The sequence below is a fragment of the Ruegeria sp. CDSC068 genome (assembly GCF_059610545.1).
This window is the reverse complement of record NZ_JBXWNV010000002.1, coordinates 158,406-175,888: the sequence shown is the minus strand read 5'-3', so window position 1 is coordinate 175,888 and position 17,483 is coordinate 158,406. Positions and strand designations below refer to the sequence as shown.

Sequence of the window (17,483 nt, the reverse complement as noted above, 5' to 3'; positions counted from 1 at the left end):
GCAACCGGGTAAGGCGACGGGTTTCTCGAATGAATATCACGTTTCTTCTGAACGGAGAGACAGTGGAACTGGCGGATGTCAATCCGACAGCGACCCTGCTGGATTGGCTGCGTGAGGATCGCGGCCTGACCGGCACCAAAGAAGGCTGCAACGAAGGCGATTGCGGGGCATGCACTGTCATGGTGACGGATGAAGGTGGCCACAAGGCGCTGAATTCCTGCATCCTGTTTCTGCCGCAACTGCATGGTAAGGCGGTTCGCACGGTCGAAGGCGCCAGTGGCCCCAACGGCGAGGCGCACCCAGCCCAGCAGGCGATGGTTGATCTGCACGGCTCGCAATGTGGCTTCTGCACCCCCGGTTTCGTCATGTCGATGGTGGCAAGTCATGCAAATGGCGCGACGGATCATGACACCCAGCTTGCTGGCAACCTGTGCCGCTGCACCGGCTACGCGCCGATCATTCGCGCCGCCAAGGTTGCCGAAGAAGTTCCCGTGCCAGTTTGGGTGAAAGACAAGCCAGTCGCCACGCGGGTCACATCGCAGATGTTGCCGGAGTCTTCGGATGAATTGGCCAAAATCTATGCGGAACACCCGGACGCCACTCTGGTCGCCGGCGCAACGGACGTTGGGCTTTGGGTGACCAAGCAACTGCGTGACCTCGACCCAGTGATTTTTCTGAACCGCTGTGATGATCTGAAAGAGATCACCATCACGGATGACGAGGTTCTGTTCGGCGCGATGGTCGATATGAACCGGATGGGCGAAGCACTGGCGGACCTGCACCCGTCTTACGCCGAAATGATCCGGCGCTACGCCAGCGTTCAGGTGCGGCACGCGGCCACCGTGGGCGGAAATATCGCAAACGGCTCGCCCATCGGAGACAATCCTCCTGCACTGATCGCCCTGGGCGCGACGCTACATCTGCGCAAGGGCGACGAACGTCGCTCGGTCGCATTGGAGGACTTCTTTATCGACTACGGCAAACAAGACCGGACACCTGGCGAGTTTGTCGAATCCGTAAGTTTTCCGCGTCAGGCGGATCGTTTGAAGGCCTACAAACTCAGCAAACGGTTCGATCAGGATATCTCGGCCGTGTGTGGGTGTTTCAACATCTCTGTTTCGGACGGAATGGTTACTGATGCCCGTATTGCCTTTGGTGGTATGGCCGGAACTCCCAAACGGGCTTCAAATGTCGAAGCCGCGCTGGTTGGCAAGCCATGGACGCATGAGACCGTTCAGTCCGCCATTCCGGCCTTCGACAGTGATTTCACGCCAATGACGGACATGCGCGCATCGGCCAACTATCGGCTGCAGACCGCCAAAGCGCTGCTCGAACGATATTTCCTTGAGGATCAAGGCGAAGTGACAAATGTATTGGAGGTGTCCGCATGAGCGTGACCAAACCCCTCCCCCACGACGCGGCGCCACTGCATGTCGCGGGAACCGCACGCTATGTAGATGACATTCCGACACCCAAAGGATCGTTGCATCTAGCCTTTGGAATTAGCCCGATTGCCAAGGGTAAGATCACCACGATGGACCTGTCGGCGGTGAAGGCAGCTGAAGGTGTCGTCATGGTGATGACAGCCGACGATCTGCCATTTGCCAATGACGTCTCACCGTCGATCCATGATGAACCTCTGCTGTCTGATGGCACGGTGCACTATATCGGGCAGCCCGTTTTCCTCGTCATTGCGACCAGCCACCTTGCCGCGCGGAAAGCGGCGCGTTTGGGCCAGATCGATTATGCCGAAGAGACCCCAATCCTGACGGTTGAAGAGGCGCTTGCCGCAGACAGTCGGTTCGAGGACGGTCCGCGCATCTACGCCAAGGGCGATGCGGATGCGGCCATTGCGGGTTCGGCGCATGTGATCGAAGGTGGATTCGAGCTTGGCGGTCAGGAGCATTTCTATCTGGAAGGTCAGGCTGCACTGGCCGTGCCCAATGAGGGCGCGGATATGTTGGTGCATTCTTCGACCCAGCACCCGACCGAGATTCAGCACAAAGTAGCGGACGCTCTGGGTGTTCCGATGCACGCGGTTCGCGTTGAAACGCGCCGTATGGGCGGCGGCTTTGGCGGCAAGGAAAGTCAGGGCAACGCTTTGGCTGTTTCCTGCGCTATCGCGGCACGTGCAACCGGCAAAGCCTGCAAGATGCGCTATGACCGCGATGATGACATGATCATAACCGGCAAGCGCCACGCGTTCCGGATTGCATATAAGGCCGGATTTGATGAGAACGGCCACATCCAAGGCGTTTCCTTCCTGCATCATGCGATTTGTGGTTGGGCACAGGATCTGTCCCTGCCGGTCGCGGACCGTGCGATGCTGCATTCGGACAATGCCTATCTGTTGCCGAATGCCCGGATCGAAAGCCACCGGCTGAAGACTAACACTCAATCCGCTACCGCCTATCGCGGGTTCGGCGGACCTCAGGGTATGGTCGGGATCGAACGCGTGATGGATCACGCCGCGTATAAACTGGGCATGGACCCGGTCGAATTGCGTCGCCGGAACTACTATGAGCCGGCGCATGTTGTTGCGGATCCCGTGATCGCTGAAAAGCCGCTGGGCCATCCTGACCCGCACGAGGACCTGACCAGCCGAGGCGCGGTTGAGATGGGCAACGCCCCGGTGCGTCCCTTGCCCGCAGGTGGCAATACCACGCCGTACGGGATGGAGGTCAGTGACTTCGAACTGCACGGCATGACTGCCAAGTTGCTGCAATCCAGCGACTACAACGCGCGCAAGGCAGCCATCCAGAAGTGGAACGCCGAGAACAGCGTGATCAAGAAAGGCATCGGCTTTTCTCCGGTTAAGTTCGGCATTTCGTTTACGTTGACCCATCTGAACCAGGCGGGCGCGTTGGTGCATGTGTATCAGGACGGCTCGGTCCACCTGAACCACGGCGGCACCGAGATGGGGCAAGGTCTTTTCCAAAAGGTCGCGCAAGTGGCCGCGTCCCGCTTTGGTATTCCGTTGGAGATGGTGAAAATCACCGCGACCGACACCGCCAAGGTGCCGAATACCTCGGCTACGGCCGCGTCCTCGGGCAGTGACCTGAACGGTATGGCGGTCAAAGCGGCCTGCGACACGATCCGCGACCGGATGGCTGACTATCTGGCGCATCGACATCAGGCCGATCCCTCAACGGTGACGTTCTCTGATGGCCACGTCTCGGTCGGCGTAGAGCGCTACACATTCTCAGAAGCAGCTGCGCTGGTTTATCAGGGCCGGGTCAGCCTGTCTGCGACCGGGTTTTATAAGACACCCAAGATCGAGTGGGACCGGATCAAAGGCCGGGGGCGTCCGTTCTTTTATTTCGCCTACGGCGCGTCGATTACCGAAGTCGCGATCGATACACTGACAGGCGAGAACCGCATTTTGCGGACGGATATCCTGCATGATGCAGGCGCGTCGCTGAACCCGGCGCTGGATATTGGGCAGGTCGAAGGCGCATACGTACAGGGTGCGGGATGGCTGACCACGGAAGAACTTGTCTGGGACGGCAAGGGCAATCTGCGCACGCATGCGCCGTCGACCTACAAGATCCCCGCTTGCTCGGACCGGCCTGATGTTTTCAATGTCGCGCTCTGGAGCGGTGAAAACCGCGAGGACACGATCTATCGCTCAAAAGCGGTCGGAGAGCCGCCGTTCATGCTGGGTATTTCCGCGTGGCTTGCCCTGTCGAATGCGGTGGCTTCCTGCGGGGACAGCTATCCGGCACTGGATGCACCCGCCACGGCTGAAGAAGTTTGGAAGGGTGTCCAGCGGGTAAAGGGAGAGACCTGATGGGATTTGATCGAGAGGCTTTGAGGGAGGCGGTCAAAACCCACGGCAAGGTGACCCGGGTGGTTATCGCCGGGATCAAGGGGTCATCCCCCCGTGAAGTTGGCGCTGCAATGCTTGTTTGGGAGAACGGGCAGTCGGGCACCATCGGCGGTGGCACGTTGGAGTATCAGGCGGCTGAAGCAGCTCGATCCCAAGCAGCGCCCATGCGCCAAACGCACCATGCCCTCGGCCCGGATATGGGCCAGTGTTGTGGCGGTGCAGTAACTCTGCTGAGTGAAATCTACGATCTTGCGGCCGTCGACCGGCTGGATGATGCAGTCATTGCGCGCTCGGCTTCGGGCGGTGAGATGCCGCTTTCGGTCAAGCGACTGTTGTCGCAGGCCCGCGGTCAAGGTGTTGCGCCCGAACCGCAGCTGATTGACGGCTGGATGGTCGAACCCGTTCACGAACCGGCGCGCAATCTGTGGATATGGGGTGCTGGTCACGTTGGCCGGGCTCTGGTCGATGTCCTGTCACCGTTGCCCGATCTGTCGATCACATGGGTCGATACCGGGCCTGAGCGTTTTCCCGAAACGGTGCCCGCAGGCGTAACCGTCGTTCCGGCAAGCAAACCGGCCGAGCTGGTTCGCCATGCGCCGCGTGATGCCGAGCACCTTGTGCTTACTTATTCACACAATCTGGACCTGGAGCTATGCAACAGGTTGCTTTTGCATGATTTCCGCTTTGCGGGCCTGATTGGCTCGGCTACGAAATGGGCGCGGTTCCGATCCCGGCTGGCCGCTTTGGGACATGCGCCCGAGCGGATTGGCCGGATTACCTGCCCAATCGGAGATCCAGCCTTGGGCAAACACCCGCAGATGATCGCAGTTGGTGTCGCGGCGCAGATCCTGCGCCCTGCCCGGCAAAACGAAATAAAGAAGGACCTGAGCGCGTGACCACTCCACTTCTAAGCTTACAAGGGCTGACTAAAGCCTATCCCGGCGTCGTGGCCAATGATCAGGTGTCCTTTGACATCGGTGAGGGTGAGGTTCACGCCTTACTGGGCGAAAATGGTGCCGGAAAATCCACTCTCGTAAAGATGATCTATGGGCTGGTGAAGCCCGACAGCGGCACCATGCTGCTGCGCGGACAAGCCTTCGCACCACCCGAACCCCGCGCCGCACGGGCGGACGGGATCGCGATGGTGTTCCAGCACTTCTCGTTGTTCGACGCATTGAACGTGGCCGAAAACATCGCCTTGGGGATGGAAAACCCACCAGCCATGGGCGATCTGGCGGCGCGTATTCGCGAAGTTTCGGAAACTTACGGTCTGCCACTGGATCCCTATCGCACCGTCGGCGATCTGTCCGCGGGTGAGCGTCAGCGGGTCGAAATCATCCGCTGCCTGTTACAGGATCCGAAGCTGCTGATCATGGATGAGCCGACATCGGTTCTGACACCTCAGGAAGTCGACATTCTGTTTGAAACGCTGAACAAATTGCGGTCCGAAGGTACTTCGATCCTGTATATCTCGCACAAGCTGGAAGAAATCCGCACACTGTGCGACCACGCCACAATCCTGCGTTTGGGTAAGAATGTCGGCGAATGCGTTCCAGCTGAGACCTCAGCGCGGGATATGGCCGAGATGATGGTGGGTTCGACCCTGCAAACACCCGAGCGTTCGGGGCGTGAGTTCGGTGAGGTCGCCCTGGATGTCAGCGGTTTGTCAGTTCCATCACCATCCGAGTTCGGTACCGCATTGAAGAATGTCCACATGACCGTCCGTAAGGGCGAAGTTCTGGGCGTCGGCGGTGTCGCGGGCAACGGCCAGGACGAATTGTTGGGCGTTCTGTCGGGCGAGATCACCACAGCACCCGACGCGATTAAGTTCAACGGCCAGCCGATCGGAAAACTGGGGCCGACCGCGCGCCGCAAGCTGGGCGTTCTGACCGCTCCGGAAGAGCGGTTGGGACATGCGGCCGCCCCTGACATGAGCCTAACCGAAAACGCTTTGCTGACTGGATCGGTCCGGGAAGGACTTGAGAACAACGGGTTCCTCAAATGGGCAGAAACCAAGAGCTTTGCTGAAAAGATCATTAGTGCCTTTGACGTCCGCACACCGGGGCCAGAAAACGCAGCACGATCTCTGTCAGGGGGCAACCTACAGAAATTCGTCATTGGGCGCGAAGTCCTGCAAAACCCGGACGTTCTGGTTGTGAACCAACCGACATGGGGCGTGGATGCGGCCGCCGCGGCCTCGATCCGTCAGGCCATTCTGGATTTGGCCGCCAAAGGCACCGCAGTCATCTGCATATCGCAAGATCTGGATGAGCTGATGGAGATATCGGACAGCTTTGCAGCGCTCAATGAAGGGCGGCTCAGCGCTCCGCGTACGACCACGGGTCTGACGGTCGACGAAATCGGCCTGATGATGGGCGGCGCGCATGGCATGGAGGTGGCCCATGTTTAATCCGTCGGACCGCCTTCGGCGGGAAAATTTACAAAAAGATGAAGAAACTGGGGGAATGAGCAGATGATTGTGTTGGAGAAACGGCCGCAGCCGTCCAAAGCGTGGTCTTACGCGACCCCTTTGGTGGCCGTGCTGGCAACCATGGTTTTCGGCGGCATCCTGTTCGCCATTCTGGGCAAGAACCCGATCCAAGCCATTGGCACCATTTTCTGGGAGCCGCTGTTTGGCGAGTTCGCTTTCTACTATCGTCCACAATTGCTGGTCAAAGGCGCGCCGCTGGTTCTGATCGCCATTGGCCTGTCCTTGGGTTTCCGAGCCGGTATCTGGAATATCGGGGCCGAGGGGCAATACATCATGGGCGCTATCTTTGGCGCAGGTGCAGGTCTGGCCTTTTACCCGCTGGATGCGTTCTACGTTTTCCCGATCATGGTGATCGCCGGCGCATTTGGCGGTTGGCTTTGGGCGGCAATCCCGGCCTTCCTAAAGGTGCGTTTTGGCACCAACGAAATCCTCGTGTCACTGATGCTGGTCTACGTGGCCGAGCAGATGCTGGCTTCGGTTTCGCTTGGTCTGCTGAAGAACCCCGAAGGGTTCGGCTTTCCCGGATCGCGCAACCTGCAATCCTATGAAAGCGCGCATAACGCTGAGTTGATCGTCGGATCGGGCATGCACTGGGGTGTGGTGACCGCGCTGATCGCAGTGATCTTTGCCTATGTCCTGCTGAACCGTCACATGCTGGGCTTCCACATTCGCCTGACGGGTGAAGCGCCTCGGGCGGCGAAGTTCGCGGGTGTAAACCCGGCACGTCTGATCCTGTTCTGTCTGGGCATGTCCGGTGCCCTGGCCGGGTTGGCGGGGATGTTCGAGGTCGCAGGCCCATCAGGTCAGGTCAGCATCGACTTTAACGTGGGCTACGGCTTTACAGCGATCATCGTGGCCTTTCTGGGCCGTTTGCATCCGGTGGGTATCCTGCTGGCAGGTGGCTTGATGGCGTTGACCTATATTGGCGGCGAAATCGCGCAATCCCAGTTGGGCCTGCCTGCTGCTGCCATTCAGGTCTTTCAGGGCATGCTCCTGTTCTTCCTGCTGGCTTTCGATCTTTTGACCAACTACCGCATCCGTGCGGCCCGTAATGAGGTGGCGTGACCCATGGACCTAGGTGAAATCAATCCCGTACTTCTGGTCGCCTCGCTTATGGTGGCCGCAACCCCCCTGCTGCTGGCGGCGATCGGAGAGCTTGTCGTCGAAAAAGCAGGTGTTCTGAACCTTGGCGTAGAGGGCATGATGATCGTCGGCGCAATCAGCGGATTTGCGATATCTGTCGAAACAGGATCACCCTGGCTGGGGTTCATTGCAGCAGCCATTGGTGGCGCGGTTCTGTCCCTGCTGTTCGTCCTGCTGACGCAGTTTGCGCTGGCGAACCAGGTGGCCAGTGGTCTTGCACTTACCCTGTTCGGCCTAGGCTTCAGCGCACTGATGGGTCAAAGCTATGTAGGTGTCAAACCGCCCAGCATGGGAGATATCCATATCCCGTTGCTCAGCGATATTCCGGTGATCGGCCCCATCCTGTTCCAGCATGATCCGATCCTGTATCTGGGCATCGCGCTGGTTGCAGCCGTCTGGGCCACGCTGAAATACACCCGCGTCGGTCTGATCCTGCGCGCAGTGGGTGAAAACCACGACGCCGCACACGCCCTGGGCTACAAGGTCATCAAAATCCGCATCCTGGCGATCCTGTTTGGTGGCGCCTGCGCGGGCCTCGGTGGAGCCTATATCAGCCTGATCCGCGTCCCGCAGTGGACCGAGGGCATGACCGCCGGTGTTGGCTGGATCGCTCTTGCGCTGGTGGTCTTTGCCAGCTGGAAACCATGGCGTGCATTGCTGGGTGCTTATTTGTTTGGCGGAATCACGGTGTTGCAGCTTAATCTGCAGGCAGCAGGCGTTGCCATCCCAGTCGAGTATCTGGCAATGTCGCCCTACATCATCACGATCCTTGTGCTTGTGATCCTTTCGGCCGACAAGAGCAGCGCACCTGCCTCACTGGGCCGGACCTTCCACGCCTCGCACTAGACGGGGCCAATTGAACCAACTTGGGGAGTAACCACATGAAATTCACTTCACTTCTTGCCAGTGCTGCGATGGTGCTGGGTCTGGCGACCGGCTCGGTCGCACAGGACAAAACAAAAGTAGGCTTTGTCTATGTCGGCCCGGTGGGCGACGGCGGCTGGACCTATGAACATGACAAAGGCCGTCTGGCGGTCGAGAAAGAATTCGGCGACAAAGTCGAGACTGTGTTTGTTGAATCCGTTCCCGAAGGCCCGGACGCGGAACGTGTGATGACGCAGATGGCGCTTGAAGGCGCTGACCTGATCTTTACCACCTCGTTCGGGTACATGGACCCAACGATCAACGTGGCCAAGAAATTCCCGAACGTGAAGTTCGAGCACGCGACCGGCTATAAGACCGCCCCGAACGTGTCCGTCTATTCGGCCCGTTTCTACGAAGGTCGTGCCGTTCAGGGCCACATCGCGGGTAAAATGACCGAGTCGAACATCATCGGATACATTGGCTCCTACCCAATCCCCGAAGTGATCCGCGGCATCAACTCGGCCTACATCCATGCCAAAAAGGTAAACCCGGATGTCGAGTTCAAGATCATCTGGGCCTACACTTGGTTCGACCCGGCGAAAGAGGCTGATGCCGCAACCGTTCTGATCGAACAAGGTGCGGACGTGATCCTGCAGCACACCGACTCGACCGCGCCGCAGGCGGCTGCGCAAGAGGCAGGCAACGTGATCACTTTCGGTCAGGCCTCGGACATGAGCGAATATGCTCCCAAGCCGCGCGTCTCTTCGATCATCGACAACTGGGCGCCTTACTACATCGCACGTACCCAAGCTGTCATGGATGGGTCGTGGGAAACCGTGAACACTTGGGACGGCATCAAGGAAGGCATGGTTGAGATCGGTGAGATCTCGGACGCCGTTCCGGCCGACATCAAAGAAGAAGCACTGGCGATGAAAGCGGCCATGGCAGCGGGTGAATACCATCCCTTCACAGGCCCGATCAAAAAGCAGGACGGCAGCGACTGGCTGGCTGAAGGCGAAACCGCCGATGACGGTACACTGGCAGGCATGAACTTCTACGTTGAAGGTCTGGAAGGCGAAATTCCGCAGTAAATCTTTGCACGAACACGCTGAAGGGCTAGCCATTTGGCTGGCCCTTTTTCGTTTCTATGCGAGCACCTCGCCTAACCTTAACTAAATACTGTCTTGACGAGTGCCGGCACGACGGACCTGATGGGGTTAATGTTTTACCTGTCTCAACACGAAACGTAAAAATCCCATGGAGATCAAAGCGCAAGACCACAGCCGCTGGTGGGTACTCTGCGCAATGGGCGCCATCTTGGGTGTTATTCTGCTGGACGAAACGGTCGTCAGCGTCGCGCTTCCGACCATCCGCGATGAGCTTGGCCTGTCTCTGCTGGAAGCGCATTGGGTGGTGAATATCTATCTGCTGGTGTTGGCTTGTTTTGCGGGCGCAGCAGGACGATTGGGCGATGTTCTGGGCATTCGTGTTTTGCTCAGTGCGGGTTTATTGATTTTCGGCTTATCCTCTGCGCTGGGAGGGTTTGCCGAAAGCGGATTTGAACTGCTAACAGCGCGCGCCGCACAGGGCATCGGTGCAGCACTGATTTTCCCGCTGTCGCTAGTGGTTCTGATCCAGTCTTTTGACGAAAAGGAACGCGGGCTGGCACTGGGTTTATATGGCGGGATCGGGACAGTATTCCTGTCAATGGGTCCGCTGGTTGGAGGCGTTCTGACCGAATATCTGTCTTGGCGCTGGATCTTCTGGGTCAACCCCCCAATCGTGCTTGTGGTCGCTCTGGTCGCAAGGGCTTTCTGGCGGGACCCGCCACACCAACGGGAGCGCGAGTTCGACCTGAAAGGCCTAATTCTACTGGTGACGGGGTTGGCGGCTATTGTGTTTGGTGTCATGGAGGGCCCGGACAGAGGCTGGGCACAGCCCGAAGTTCTTATGGCCCTGTCAGCGGGTCTTATTTTTTTGGTGTTATTTGTCCGCGTCGAACAGAGGGCAACATCGCCTCTGATTGCCATCTCCCTTTTTGCCGGCCCCGGGTTTGCTGCTTCAAACATGATCCTGTTCACCGCACAATTCGGCAAGATTACTCTGTTCGTGTTCGGCGCATCCTACTTTCAATCAAAGCTCGGGTTTTCACCGCTGACTGCTGGTGTCGCCCTGTTGCCGATTGCTTTTCCGCAGATTTTCATTGCCCCGATGGCGGGGAAAATTGCTGATAAATTTGGCTCTCGCGGCCCTTCTCTGACAGGTACAGCGCTGGGTACGATTGCCATACTTATTGTCGCACTGGGAATGCATTTGGACGTCGCCGCGCTGATCTATGCTGGCTACTTCCTTTGGGGTTGTTGCGTGCCGTTTCTGTTTGTCCCCCCAAGGCGGGCCATCATGTCAATGGTACCACAAGCTCTGCACGGACAGGCAAGTGGCATCTCGATGACATTTCAGCTGCTGGGCGGTACGGTCGGGATGGCCCTGGGCAGTTCGGTTTTTGCCATAACTGGCTCGTTCACTCTGGTTTTCTGTTTTGTTGCGGCGTTCGCTGTCTGCGTTCTCGCGTTTGCTTACGCGTCCCTCGCCTTAGATAACAAACCCGGCCGCCCAGCGGTTTAAACCTCACACAGGCCGGATCTGAAATCAAAACGCTTGAATGGATCAATGCCCGGTCAGCACCAGCGTATTCACCGGCATCAGGATCAGACGCAGGCGCAGACCTGCAGCATGAACAACACCGATCGTGTCGATCACATGCAAGGCGGCGGCGTGCCAGAATCCCAAATCCTCATGCTCAAGCCGTTCATGGTTATCGGTGTAGACATTGGCCAGACAGTTGCTGCCGGGCGGTATGTCATCGGCCATGTTTTTGTACAGCGGCTCCATATAGACCAAAATCGAGCCGGGCACCTTGTTGGTCTGAACATCGCGCAGCTCATCTGTGGGACGTATCTGACCTGACGGGATGACATCCTGCACCTCAACCACAACCATCGGGATCACGGTGAAGGGCTTGGTCATGCAGCCCAACTCTCCGATCATGCCCGGCTTGATGACCTGAGCGGCCATCTGGTTGAATGCAGCCTGAAACCGGTTATGGCCCGAGCTTGACGGAACCAGAATGCCCGCAGGCCGCAGCAAAGGACTGACATAGTCGCCCACCTGAAGGCCAAATTGTTCAACCCGACCGGTCACACCTGCGCTTACGAGTGTTTTGTCCAGCTCGGTCAGCGCGGCGTCCAACTGGGCGTTGGCGCTGGCCAGTTGGGCCGGGATCAGTTCTTCGATCTGCTGCACCACGGCGGCACGGCGGGATCGCGATGCGGTCAGCTGCGCTTCACGCTCGGCAACAAGGTTTTCCAACCGGTCGATTTCGGCCAATCGCACGGCGCTGGAGCCTTCGTCCCGCAGGGTGGTGTTACGCTCCAAATCCTCAAGCGATTGATCCAATGCAGCGCGCGCGCCTGCGATGCCTGCGTCGGCCTCGGCCAGATCGGTTTCCGCCACTTTCAGCGAGGCCTGAACCTGCGCGATCTGCGCGTGCGCGGCCTCGACCTGTGCGGTTTGGGTGAAATCCTCGATCCGGAAAATCGGCTGGCCGGCAGTGACCTGCTGATTGTTGGTGACGTAAATTTCGGACACGCGACCGCCGAGTTGAGGCAGAATTGTCACCGTTCGGAAATAGGACGCCGCCGTTTTACTGGCAGGGTGGAAGTAAAACAGCGTGGTGATCACGGTCAGCGCAAGAATGGCGCAGGTGGTCAGGCCCCAACGCAGTTCATACCACATGGTGAACAGTGTGATTTCATGGCCTATACGTTTGCCCTGTACGTAACGGCGAAATAAGTAATCCGGCAACACGGTGACCAGCGCGCACATCAGTGTTTCAAGCATCTCTTACTGCTCCTGCTGCGCGGTCGGTTGCGATGGGGTCGCTGGGGCAGGAACATCGTTGCCTTGATTGCCCAAGGATCGGATTGCGTCGGCAATGGCGCGCAAGGGGGCGGCGACATCCGGGAACTGGAATCCGGCTACAAGAATGGCCGCCACCCAGAACAGACCATTGTGGGTAAACAGAGCCAACAGCGCCAATATCCCCACAAGCTGAAACTGAGGGTGGTTGGATTCATGCGCGATTTTTTCCGGGATGGAGTGCAGCGTAAAGTAGCCAACTCCGATCAGAACGATCACCAAAACGGTAAAAACAAACATGAAGGTCAGCAAAAAGTCGCTGCCATCTGCCTGCGTGACGTATGAGGGGATATGCCCCGTGGCCATTGGATGTAATTCTGCCGGTGTCACGTCTTTCTCCGATTCCGATGATAGCTGCACTAAAAACAGGCCGGTCTCTTTGGTTCAAGTTTACATTGCGGAAATTACGCCTCTTTTCCAATAGTGTTACGCATGCGAAGCTTTGCGCATGAATAAAAGCAGATCTCAAATCCACCCGTTTTGGGGTGATCCTAGGGCGGAGTTTCTAACATGATCGATTTCCTGGTCATCGGTGGCGGCATCGCCGGATTAAGCGCGGGCGCGCGTTTGTCCGAACATGGTCATGTCGTCGTGCTCGAAGGCGAAGACGCGCTGGGATATCACACCTCTGGCCGGTCAGCGGCATTGTTTGAAAAGGGGTATGGACCACCTTCCGTCAAGACCCTGAATGCAGCGAGCGAAGCTTACCTCAGATCGAACGGCTATCTGTCGCCACGCGGGTTGATGCTGATTGCCGGGCATGATCAACGGGACGCGTTTCTTCAGGATCAGGCTGACCTTCGTCTGTCAGAAATCTCGGTTGACGAGGCCATTTCGCGGGTTCCGATACTGAACCCACAGACTGTTGGGTTTGCCGCCGCCAGCAGCGTTGCTTTTGACATTGATACCGACCGGATGATGCAAGATTTCGCACGTGTAATCCGGGCCAACGACGGCTTGGTTCTGACCCGTCAGAAGGTCAACGGCATCATCAAAGCCCGACACTGGCTTGTCGAAGCGGCAGAAACCTTCGAGGCCCGAGCCCTTGTTAATGCCGCAGGCGCGTGGGTGGATGAGATCGCCATGATGGTCGGCGTTACACCGATCGGCATAGAACCGCGCCGACGATCAGTGGCCCGTATTCGCGCCCCTGCTGGTCATGACGTGACGGGTTGGCCTTTGATGTTGGGCGCTGGCGAAGGTTGGTATGCGAAACCGGATGCCGGAAAGCTGATCGTTTCCCCTTGCGAGGCTGACCCGACCTTTCCCCATGATGCCTATGCGGACGACATGGTGTTGGCCGAGGGTCTGGCGAGGTACGAAGCGATGGTGACCGAGCCGGTCACAAGGGTCGAGGCGAACTGGGCTGGGCTTCGCAGCTTTGCGCCGGATGGTACGCTGGTCTTAGGCCCCGACCCCGCCGAACCCACGTTTATCTGGGCGGCTGCGCAAGGTGGTTATGGCTTTCAAACGGCACCGGCGGCCTCACAGCTGGTGGCAGATTTGACGACTGGTGCTCGTTCAGAATTGGAGGCGGCGAGCGTTTCCGCCCTAAGGCCAGAAAGGTTACGTGGATGACGAAACGCAAACTTCCCGTAAATGCCAGCGTGGCGACGGTATCCGATGGGCAAAAATTGGTCGCTCCGGCGGCCAGCAGGAATGCCGACGCGCTGTGTGATCTGCTGGCTCAGTTCGCCCCTGTGTCCGGTCGCGCGCTGGAACTGGCCAGTGGTACAGGGCAGCACGTCGTGGCTTTTGCAAATCGACTGCCCGGCCTGAATTGGCAACCCAGCGAGATTGACACTGAACGACGCGCTTCAATCGACGCGTATGCCGAAGGCGTAGAAAACATAGCCCCGGCGATAGAACTCGATGCGGTCCAACCCGGTTGGCATTCTGTTCACGGGGGAAGTGACCTGATCCTCTTGATCAACTTGCTGCATCTGATCAGCTGGTCGGAGGTGGAAGCCTTGGTGACCGAGGCCGCGCTGGCGCTGAACCCGGGCGGTCGGCTAATCCTCTACGGGCCATTCATGCGCTCCGGCCAGTTGACCAGTACCGGAGACCAGAACTTTCATGCTGCGTTGAGCCAACAAGACCCGGACATCGGATACAAGGATGACGCCGACATTCTGGACCTGCTGCGTCGAGTTCAACTGAATTTAATCGGTGCTGTTAAAATGCCGGCAAACAACCTGGCATTTATCGCTGAAAGACCTGAAGTCTGATCAAGATCAAAGTCAGGCGGCTTCCACGAACATATTCACAAGGTGATATGTTTAAAGGAAGCCCACTAATGAACTGGCAAGACAAGCTCTCGGATACGCGCAACAATCTGCGCAACCTCAACGCTGCAATCCCTGATACCGCCCGTGCCTTCGGTGCGCTGGGAAAAACCGTCAAAGAAGGCGGTTCGCTGGACTACAAAACCAAAGAGCTGATCGCTTTGGGTATGTCCATCGCTGCCCGCTGCGAACCTTGTATAACGCTACACACCGAAGCTCTGATCAATGCCGGAGCAAGCCGCGAAGAAGTGTCAGACGTTCTGGCCATGGCCATTCAAATGGGCGGAGGACCGTCGATGATGTATGCGGCCAAGGCGTTGGAATGCTTTGACGAGCTATCAGTATGAAGAAAGGCCCCGGAGATCTCCGGGACCTTTGCTTAGTCAGTCGTCCTTGCGGATGGTTTCGTTTTTCGGATCATAGGGGCTGTCGCAGGTGACAACCGCATCCCACAGTTTGTCCTGAAGCTTGACCTTCAGCTTGGTGCCTTCGACCGCCAGATCGGGCTTCACATAGCCCATGCCGATGGATTTCTCGAAGGCCACCGAATAACCGCCCGAGGTCAGACGACCGACGCGTTCACCTTCCGGCGTATACAGCACTTCACTGCCCCACGGATCGGCATCCTCCGGTCCATCGATCAGCAAGGTGCAGCATTTCACGCGAACGCCAGTCTCTTCCAGCTTGGCCTTGCCATAGAAGTCTTTGGACAGGTCGACAAAGCGCGGCAGGTCGGCTTCCAGCGGGGTCGCGTCGCGGCCCAGCTCGGTGCCGAAGGCGCGATAGGATTTCTCCTGACGCAGCCAGTTCTGGGCGCGGGCACCGACCAGCTTCATACCGTGTTTCTCACCAGCTTTTTCCAGCAGGTCGAACAGGTAGTTCTGCATCTCAATCGGGTGGTGCAGTTCCCAGCCAAGCTCACCGGTATAGGCCACGCGGATCGCGTTGACCGGGCACATGCCCAGTTCGATCTGACGGGCCGACAGCCATGGGAAGCGCTTGTTGGACAGTGCGGTTTCCGGATCGGCGTCTTTGATGACCTCTTTCAGAACGTCCCGCGATTTGGGTCCGGCGATGGCAAAAACGCCCCACTGAGTGGTCACGTCCTGGATCTCGATGTAACCGAACTCCTCCATCTTGTCCTCGGCCGCCTTGCGCAGGTAATCGGCGTCGTACTCAGTCCAGGCACCGGCAGAGACAATGTAGTAGCTGTTCTCGCCGTTACGGACGATGGTGTATTCGGTGCGGGTGGTACCGTGCGAGGTCAGCGCGTAGGTCAGGTTGATACGACCGACCTTGGGCAGCTTGTTGCAGGTGAACCAATCCAGGAACTGGGTCGCACCGGGGCCTTTGACGACATGCTTTGTGAAGGCCGATGCGTCGATCAGGCCAACGCCTTCGCGGATCGCCTTTGCTTCGTTAACGGCATGCTGCCACCAGCCACCGCGGCGGAACGAGCGGGCATCATGGTCGAAGTTTTCGGGTGCATCCAGCGGACCGAAATAGTTCGGGCGCTCCCAGCCATTAACCCAACCAAACTGTGCACCGCGCGCTTTTTGACGGTCATAGGCGGGAACAGTCCGCAGCGGGCGGCAGGCAGCGCGTTCTTCATCGGGGTGGTGCAGGATGTAGACGTGCTCATAGCACTCTTCATTCTTGCGTGCCGCAAACTCGGTGGTCATCCAGTTCGACGAGTAACGTTTGGGGTCCAGCGAAGCCATGTCGATCTCGGCTTCGCCGTCGACCATCATCTGCGCCAGATAATAGCCGGTGCCGCCTGCGGCGGTGATACCGAACGAAAATCCCTCGGCCAGCCACATGTTGCGCAAGCCAGGCGCGGGACCAACCAGCGGGTTGCCGTCGGGCGTGTAGCAGATCGGGCCGTTGAAATCGTCTTTCAAGCCGGATTCGGCACAGGACGGCACGCGCTCGGCCATTGCCATATACTGGTCTGCAATCCGGTCGAGATCGAGCGGGAACAGATCAGCACGGAAGCTGTCCGGCACGCCGTGTTCGAACTGCGCCGGCGCACCATGTTCATAGATCCCCAAAATCCAACCGCCGCGCTCCTCGCGTGCATAAGATTCGTTGTCAGCATCACGGACAACAGGGTGTTCGGGGTTGCCCGCTTCACGCCATTTGACCAGCTCAGGGTCTTTGTCCATGACGATAAAGGTATGCTCGACCGGGATCGCGGGCATCTTGATGCCCAGCATCTTGGCCGTGCGCTGCGCGTGGTTGCCCGATGCGGTCACGACATGCTCGGCGGTGATAACCACCTGCTCATCCGACGGAATGAGGTTACCGCCCTTCTCGACCATTTTGGTGCAGGTGACTTCCCAATGAGTGCCATTCCAGTGGAAGGCATCGGCCTGCATCTTACGGACAATTTCCACACCGCGCTGACGGGCACCCTTGGCCATCGCCTGCGTTACGTCGGCGGGGTTAATGTAGCCATCTTCGGTGTGATAGATCGCGCCCTTCAGATCTGAAGTCTCGATCAGTGGCCAGCGTTCCTTGATTTGATCAGGGGTCAGCCATTCATATGCGACATCACAAGTCTCAGCCGTGGACGCATAGAGCATGTATTCATCCATGCGCTCTTGCGTCTGTGCCATGCGCAGATTGCCAACTACGGCAAAGCCCGCGTTCAAACCGGTTTCTTCCTCAAGCTGCTTGTAGAAGTCGACCGAGTACTTGTGGATGTGTGTCGTCGCATAGGACATGTTGAACAGCGGCAACAGCCCCGCTGCGTGCCATGTGGACCCTGAGGTCAGCTCATCCCGTTCGACTAGCATCACATCGTCCCAGCCTGCCTTGGCCAGGTGATATGCAATCGAAGTGCCGACGGCACCGCCGCCAACAACCAGTGCTTTGACTTGGGTTTTCATTA

At 58.1% G+C, this 17,483-nt stretch carries 14 protein-coding genes; 11 read left to right on the top strand and 3 right to left on the bottom strand.

All coding sequences use genetic code 11. The annotated features are described in order from the left end of the window. Positions 1 to 29 precede the first annotated feature (29 nt). The 8 genes from xdhA (at position 30) to AC2FID_RS05500 (ending at position 10,952) form a co-directional block, all read left to right on the top strand. Entirely contained in the window at positions 30 to 1,391 is a 1,362-nt protein-coding gene (gene xdhA / locus AC2FID_RS05535; RefSeq protein ID WP_496704842.1) for a xanthine dehydrogenase small subunit, read from the top strand. Then, positions 1,388 to 3,790, top strand: a complete 2,403-nt coding sequence (gene xdhB, locus AC2FID_RS05530) for a xanthine dehydrogenase molybdopterin binding subunit (RefSeq protein ID WP_496835810.1) — start codon at positions 1,388 to 1,390, stop codon at positions 3,788 to 3,790. Before xdhA ends, xdhB begins: the two co-directional genes overlap by 4 nt. Next, positions 3,790 to 4,725 (top strand): xanthine dehydrogenase accessory protein XdhC, encoded by a 936-nt coding sequence (xdhC, locus tag AC2FID_RS05525; RefSeq protein WP_496835808.1) that lies wholly within the window; start codon positions 3,790 to 3,792, stop codon positions 4,723 to 4,725. Before xdhB ends, xdhC begins: the two co-directional genes overlap by 1 nt. Next, complete coding sequence (locus AC2FID_RS05520; RefSeq protein WP_058275481.1) at positions 4,722 to 6,239, top strand: ABC transporter ATP-binding protein; 1,518 nt, start codon at positions 4,722 to 4,724, stop codon at positions 6,237 to 6,239. Before xdhC ends, AC2FID_RS05520 begins: the two co-directional genes overlap by 4 nt. A gap of 63 nt (positions 6,240 to 6,302) precedes the next feature. Then, positions 6,303 to 7,385: an ABC transporter permease gene (locus AC2FID_RS05515; RefSeq protein ID WP_496835806.1), complete on the top strand. Its 1,083-nt coding sequence runs from the start codon at positions 6,303 to 6,305 to the stop codon at positions 7,383 to 7,385. A gap of 3 nt (positions 7,386 to 7,388) precedes the next feature. Continuing rightward, a complete protein-coding gene (locus tag AC2FID_RS05510; protein ID WP_108859238.1) occupies positions 7,389 to 8,309 on the top strand; it encodes an ABC transporter permease in 921 nt (306 codons plus the stop codon). A 35-nt stretch (positions 8,310 to 8,344) separates the two neighbouring features. Further along, positions 8,345 to 9,418 carry a BMP family ABC transporter substrate-binding protein gene (locus AC2FID_RS05505; protein WP_496835671.1) on the top strand — a complete coding sequence of 358 codons (1,074 nt, stop codon included), beginning with the start codon at positions 8,345 to 8,347 and terminating at the stop codon, positions 9,416 to 9,418. 214 nt (positions 9,419 to 9,632) lie between these two features. Continuing rightward, positions 9,633 to 10,952, top strand: coding sequence for an MFS transporter (locus AC2FID_RS05500; protein ID WP_496835805.1), 1,320 nt, complete (start codon positions 9,633 to 9,635; stop codon positions 10,950 to 10,952). Positions 10,953 to 10,994: 42 nt separating this feature from the next. On the opposite strand, the gene AC2FID_RS05495 is transcribed toward AC2FID_RS05500, so the two are convergent. Next, on the bottom strand, positions 10,995 to 12,227 hold the full coding sequence (locus AC2FID_RS05495) for an HlyD family secretion protein (RefSeq protein ID WP_282118935.1): 1,233 nt from the start codon (positions 12,225 to 12,227) through the stop codon (positions 10,995 to 10,997). Between the two features lie 3 nt (positions 12,228 to 12,230). After that, positions 12,231 to 12,635 (bottom strand): hypothetical protein, encoded by a 405-nt coding sequence (locus AC2FID_RS05490; protein ID WP_370246295.1) that lies wholly within the window; start codon positions 12,633 to 12,635, stop codon positions 12,231 to 12,233. Between the two features lie 180 nt (positions 12,636 to 12,815). Here AC2FID_RS05490 and AC2FID_RS05485 point away from each other — a divergent pair, with 180 nt between their 5' ends. The 3 genes from AC2FID_RS05485 (at position 12,816) to AC2FID_RS05475 (ending at position 14,937) form a co-directional block, all read left to right on the top strand. Next, positions 12,816 to 13,883, top strand: coding sequence for an NAD(P)/FAD-dependent oxidoreductase (locus AC2FID_RS05485; RefSeq protein ID WP_496835802.1), 1,068 nt, complete (start codon positions 12,816 to 12,818; stop codon positions 13,881 to 13,883). Then, the gene (locus AC2FID_RS05480; protein WP_496835800.1) at positions 13,880 to 14,533 is read left to right on the top strand and encodes a DUF938 domain-containing protein; all 654 of its coding nucleotides are present in this window, start codon (positions 13,880 to 13,882) and stop codon (positions 14,531 to 14,533) included. Before AC2FID_RS05485 ends, AC2FID_RS05480 begins: the two co-directional genes overlap by 4 nt. Positions 14,534 to 14,601: 68 nt before the next feature. After that, positions 14,602 to 14,937, top strand: coding sequence for a carboxymuconolactone decarboxylase family protein (locus tag AC2FID_RS05475; protein WP_058275472.1), 336 nt, complete (start codon positions 14,602 to 14,604; stop codon positions 14,935 to 14,937). 36 nt (positions 14,938 to 14,973) lie between these two features. Here AC2FID_RS05475 and AC2FID_RS05470 read toward each other — a convergent pair whose 3' ends face one another. Continuing rightward, the gene (locus AC2FID_RS05470) at positions 14,974 to 17,481 is read right to left on the bottom strand and encodes a GcvT family protein (protein WP_496835798.1); all 2,508 of its coding nucleotides are present in this window, start codon (positions 17,479 to 17,481) and stop codon (positions 14,974 to 14,976) included. Between the last annotated feature and the right edge of the window lie 2 nt (positions 17,482 to 17,483).

What these genes read in the sequence shown, in the direction of transcription:
- xdhA (WP_496704842.1), top strand. Translation starts at nt 30, where the DNA reads ATGAATATCACGTTTCTTCTGAACGGAGAGACAGTGGAACTGGCGGAT.
- xdhB (WP_496835810.1), top strand. Translation starts at nt 1,388, where the DNA reads ATGAGCGTGACCAAACCCCTCCCCCACGACGCGGCGCCACTGCATGTC.
- xdhC (WP_496835808.1), top strand. Translation starts at nt 3,790, where the DNA reads ATGGGATTTGATCGAGAGGCTTTGAGGGAGGCGGTCAAAACCCACGGC.
- AC2FID_RS05515 (WP_496835806.1), top strand. Translation starts at nt 6,303, where the DNA reads ATGATTGTGTTGGAGAAACGGCCGCAGCCGTCCAAAGCGTGGTCTTAC.
- AC2FID_RS05510 (WP_108859238.1), top strand. Translation starts at nt 7,389, where the DNA reads ATGGACCTAGGTGAAATCAATCCCGTACTTCTGGTCGCCTCGCTTATG.
- AC2FID_RS05505 (WP_496835671.1), top strand. Translation starts at nt 8,345, where the DNA reads ATGAAATTCACTTCACTTCTTGCCAGTGCTGCGATGGTGCTGGGTCTG.
- AC2FID_RS05500 (WP_496835805.1), top strand. Translation starts at nt 9,633, where the DNA reads ATGGGCGCCATCTTGGGTGTTATTCTGCTGGACGAAACGGTCGTCAGC.
- AC2FID_RS05495 (WP_282118935.1), bottom strand. Translation starts at nt 12,227, where the DNA reads ATGCTTGAAACACTGATGTGCGCGCTGGTCACCGTGTTGCCGGATTAC.
- AC2FID_RS05485 (WP_496835802.1), top strand. Translation starts at nt 12,816, where the DNA reads ATGATCGATTTCCTGGTCATCGGTGGCGGCATCGCCGGATTAAGCGCG.
- AC2FID_RS05480 (WP_496835800.1), top strand. Translation starts at nt 13,880, where the DNA reads ATGACGAAACGCAAACTTCCCGTAAATGCCAGCGTGGCGACGGTATCC.
- AC2FID_RS05475 (WP_058275472.1), top strand. Translation starts at nt 14,602, where the DNA reads ATGAACTGGCAAGACAAGCTCTCGGATACGCGCAACAATCTGCGCAAC.
- AC2FID_RS05470 (WP_496835798.1), bottom strand. Translation starts at nt 17,481, where the DNA reads ATGAAAACCCAAGTCAAAGCACTGGTTGTTGGCGGCGGTGCCGTCGGC.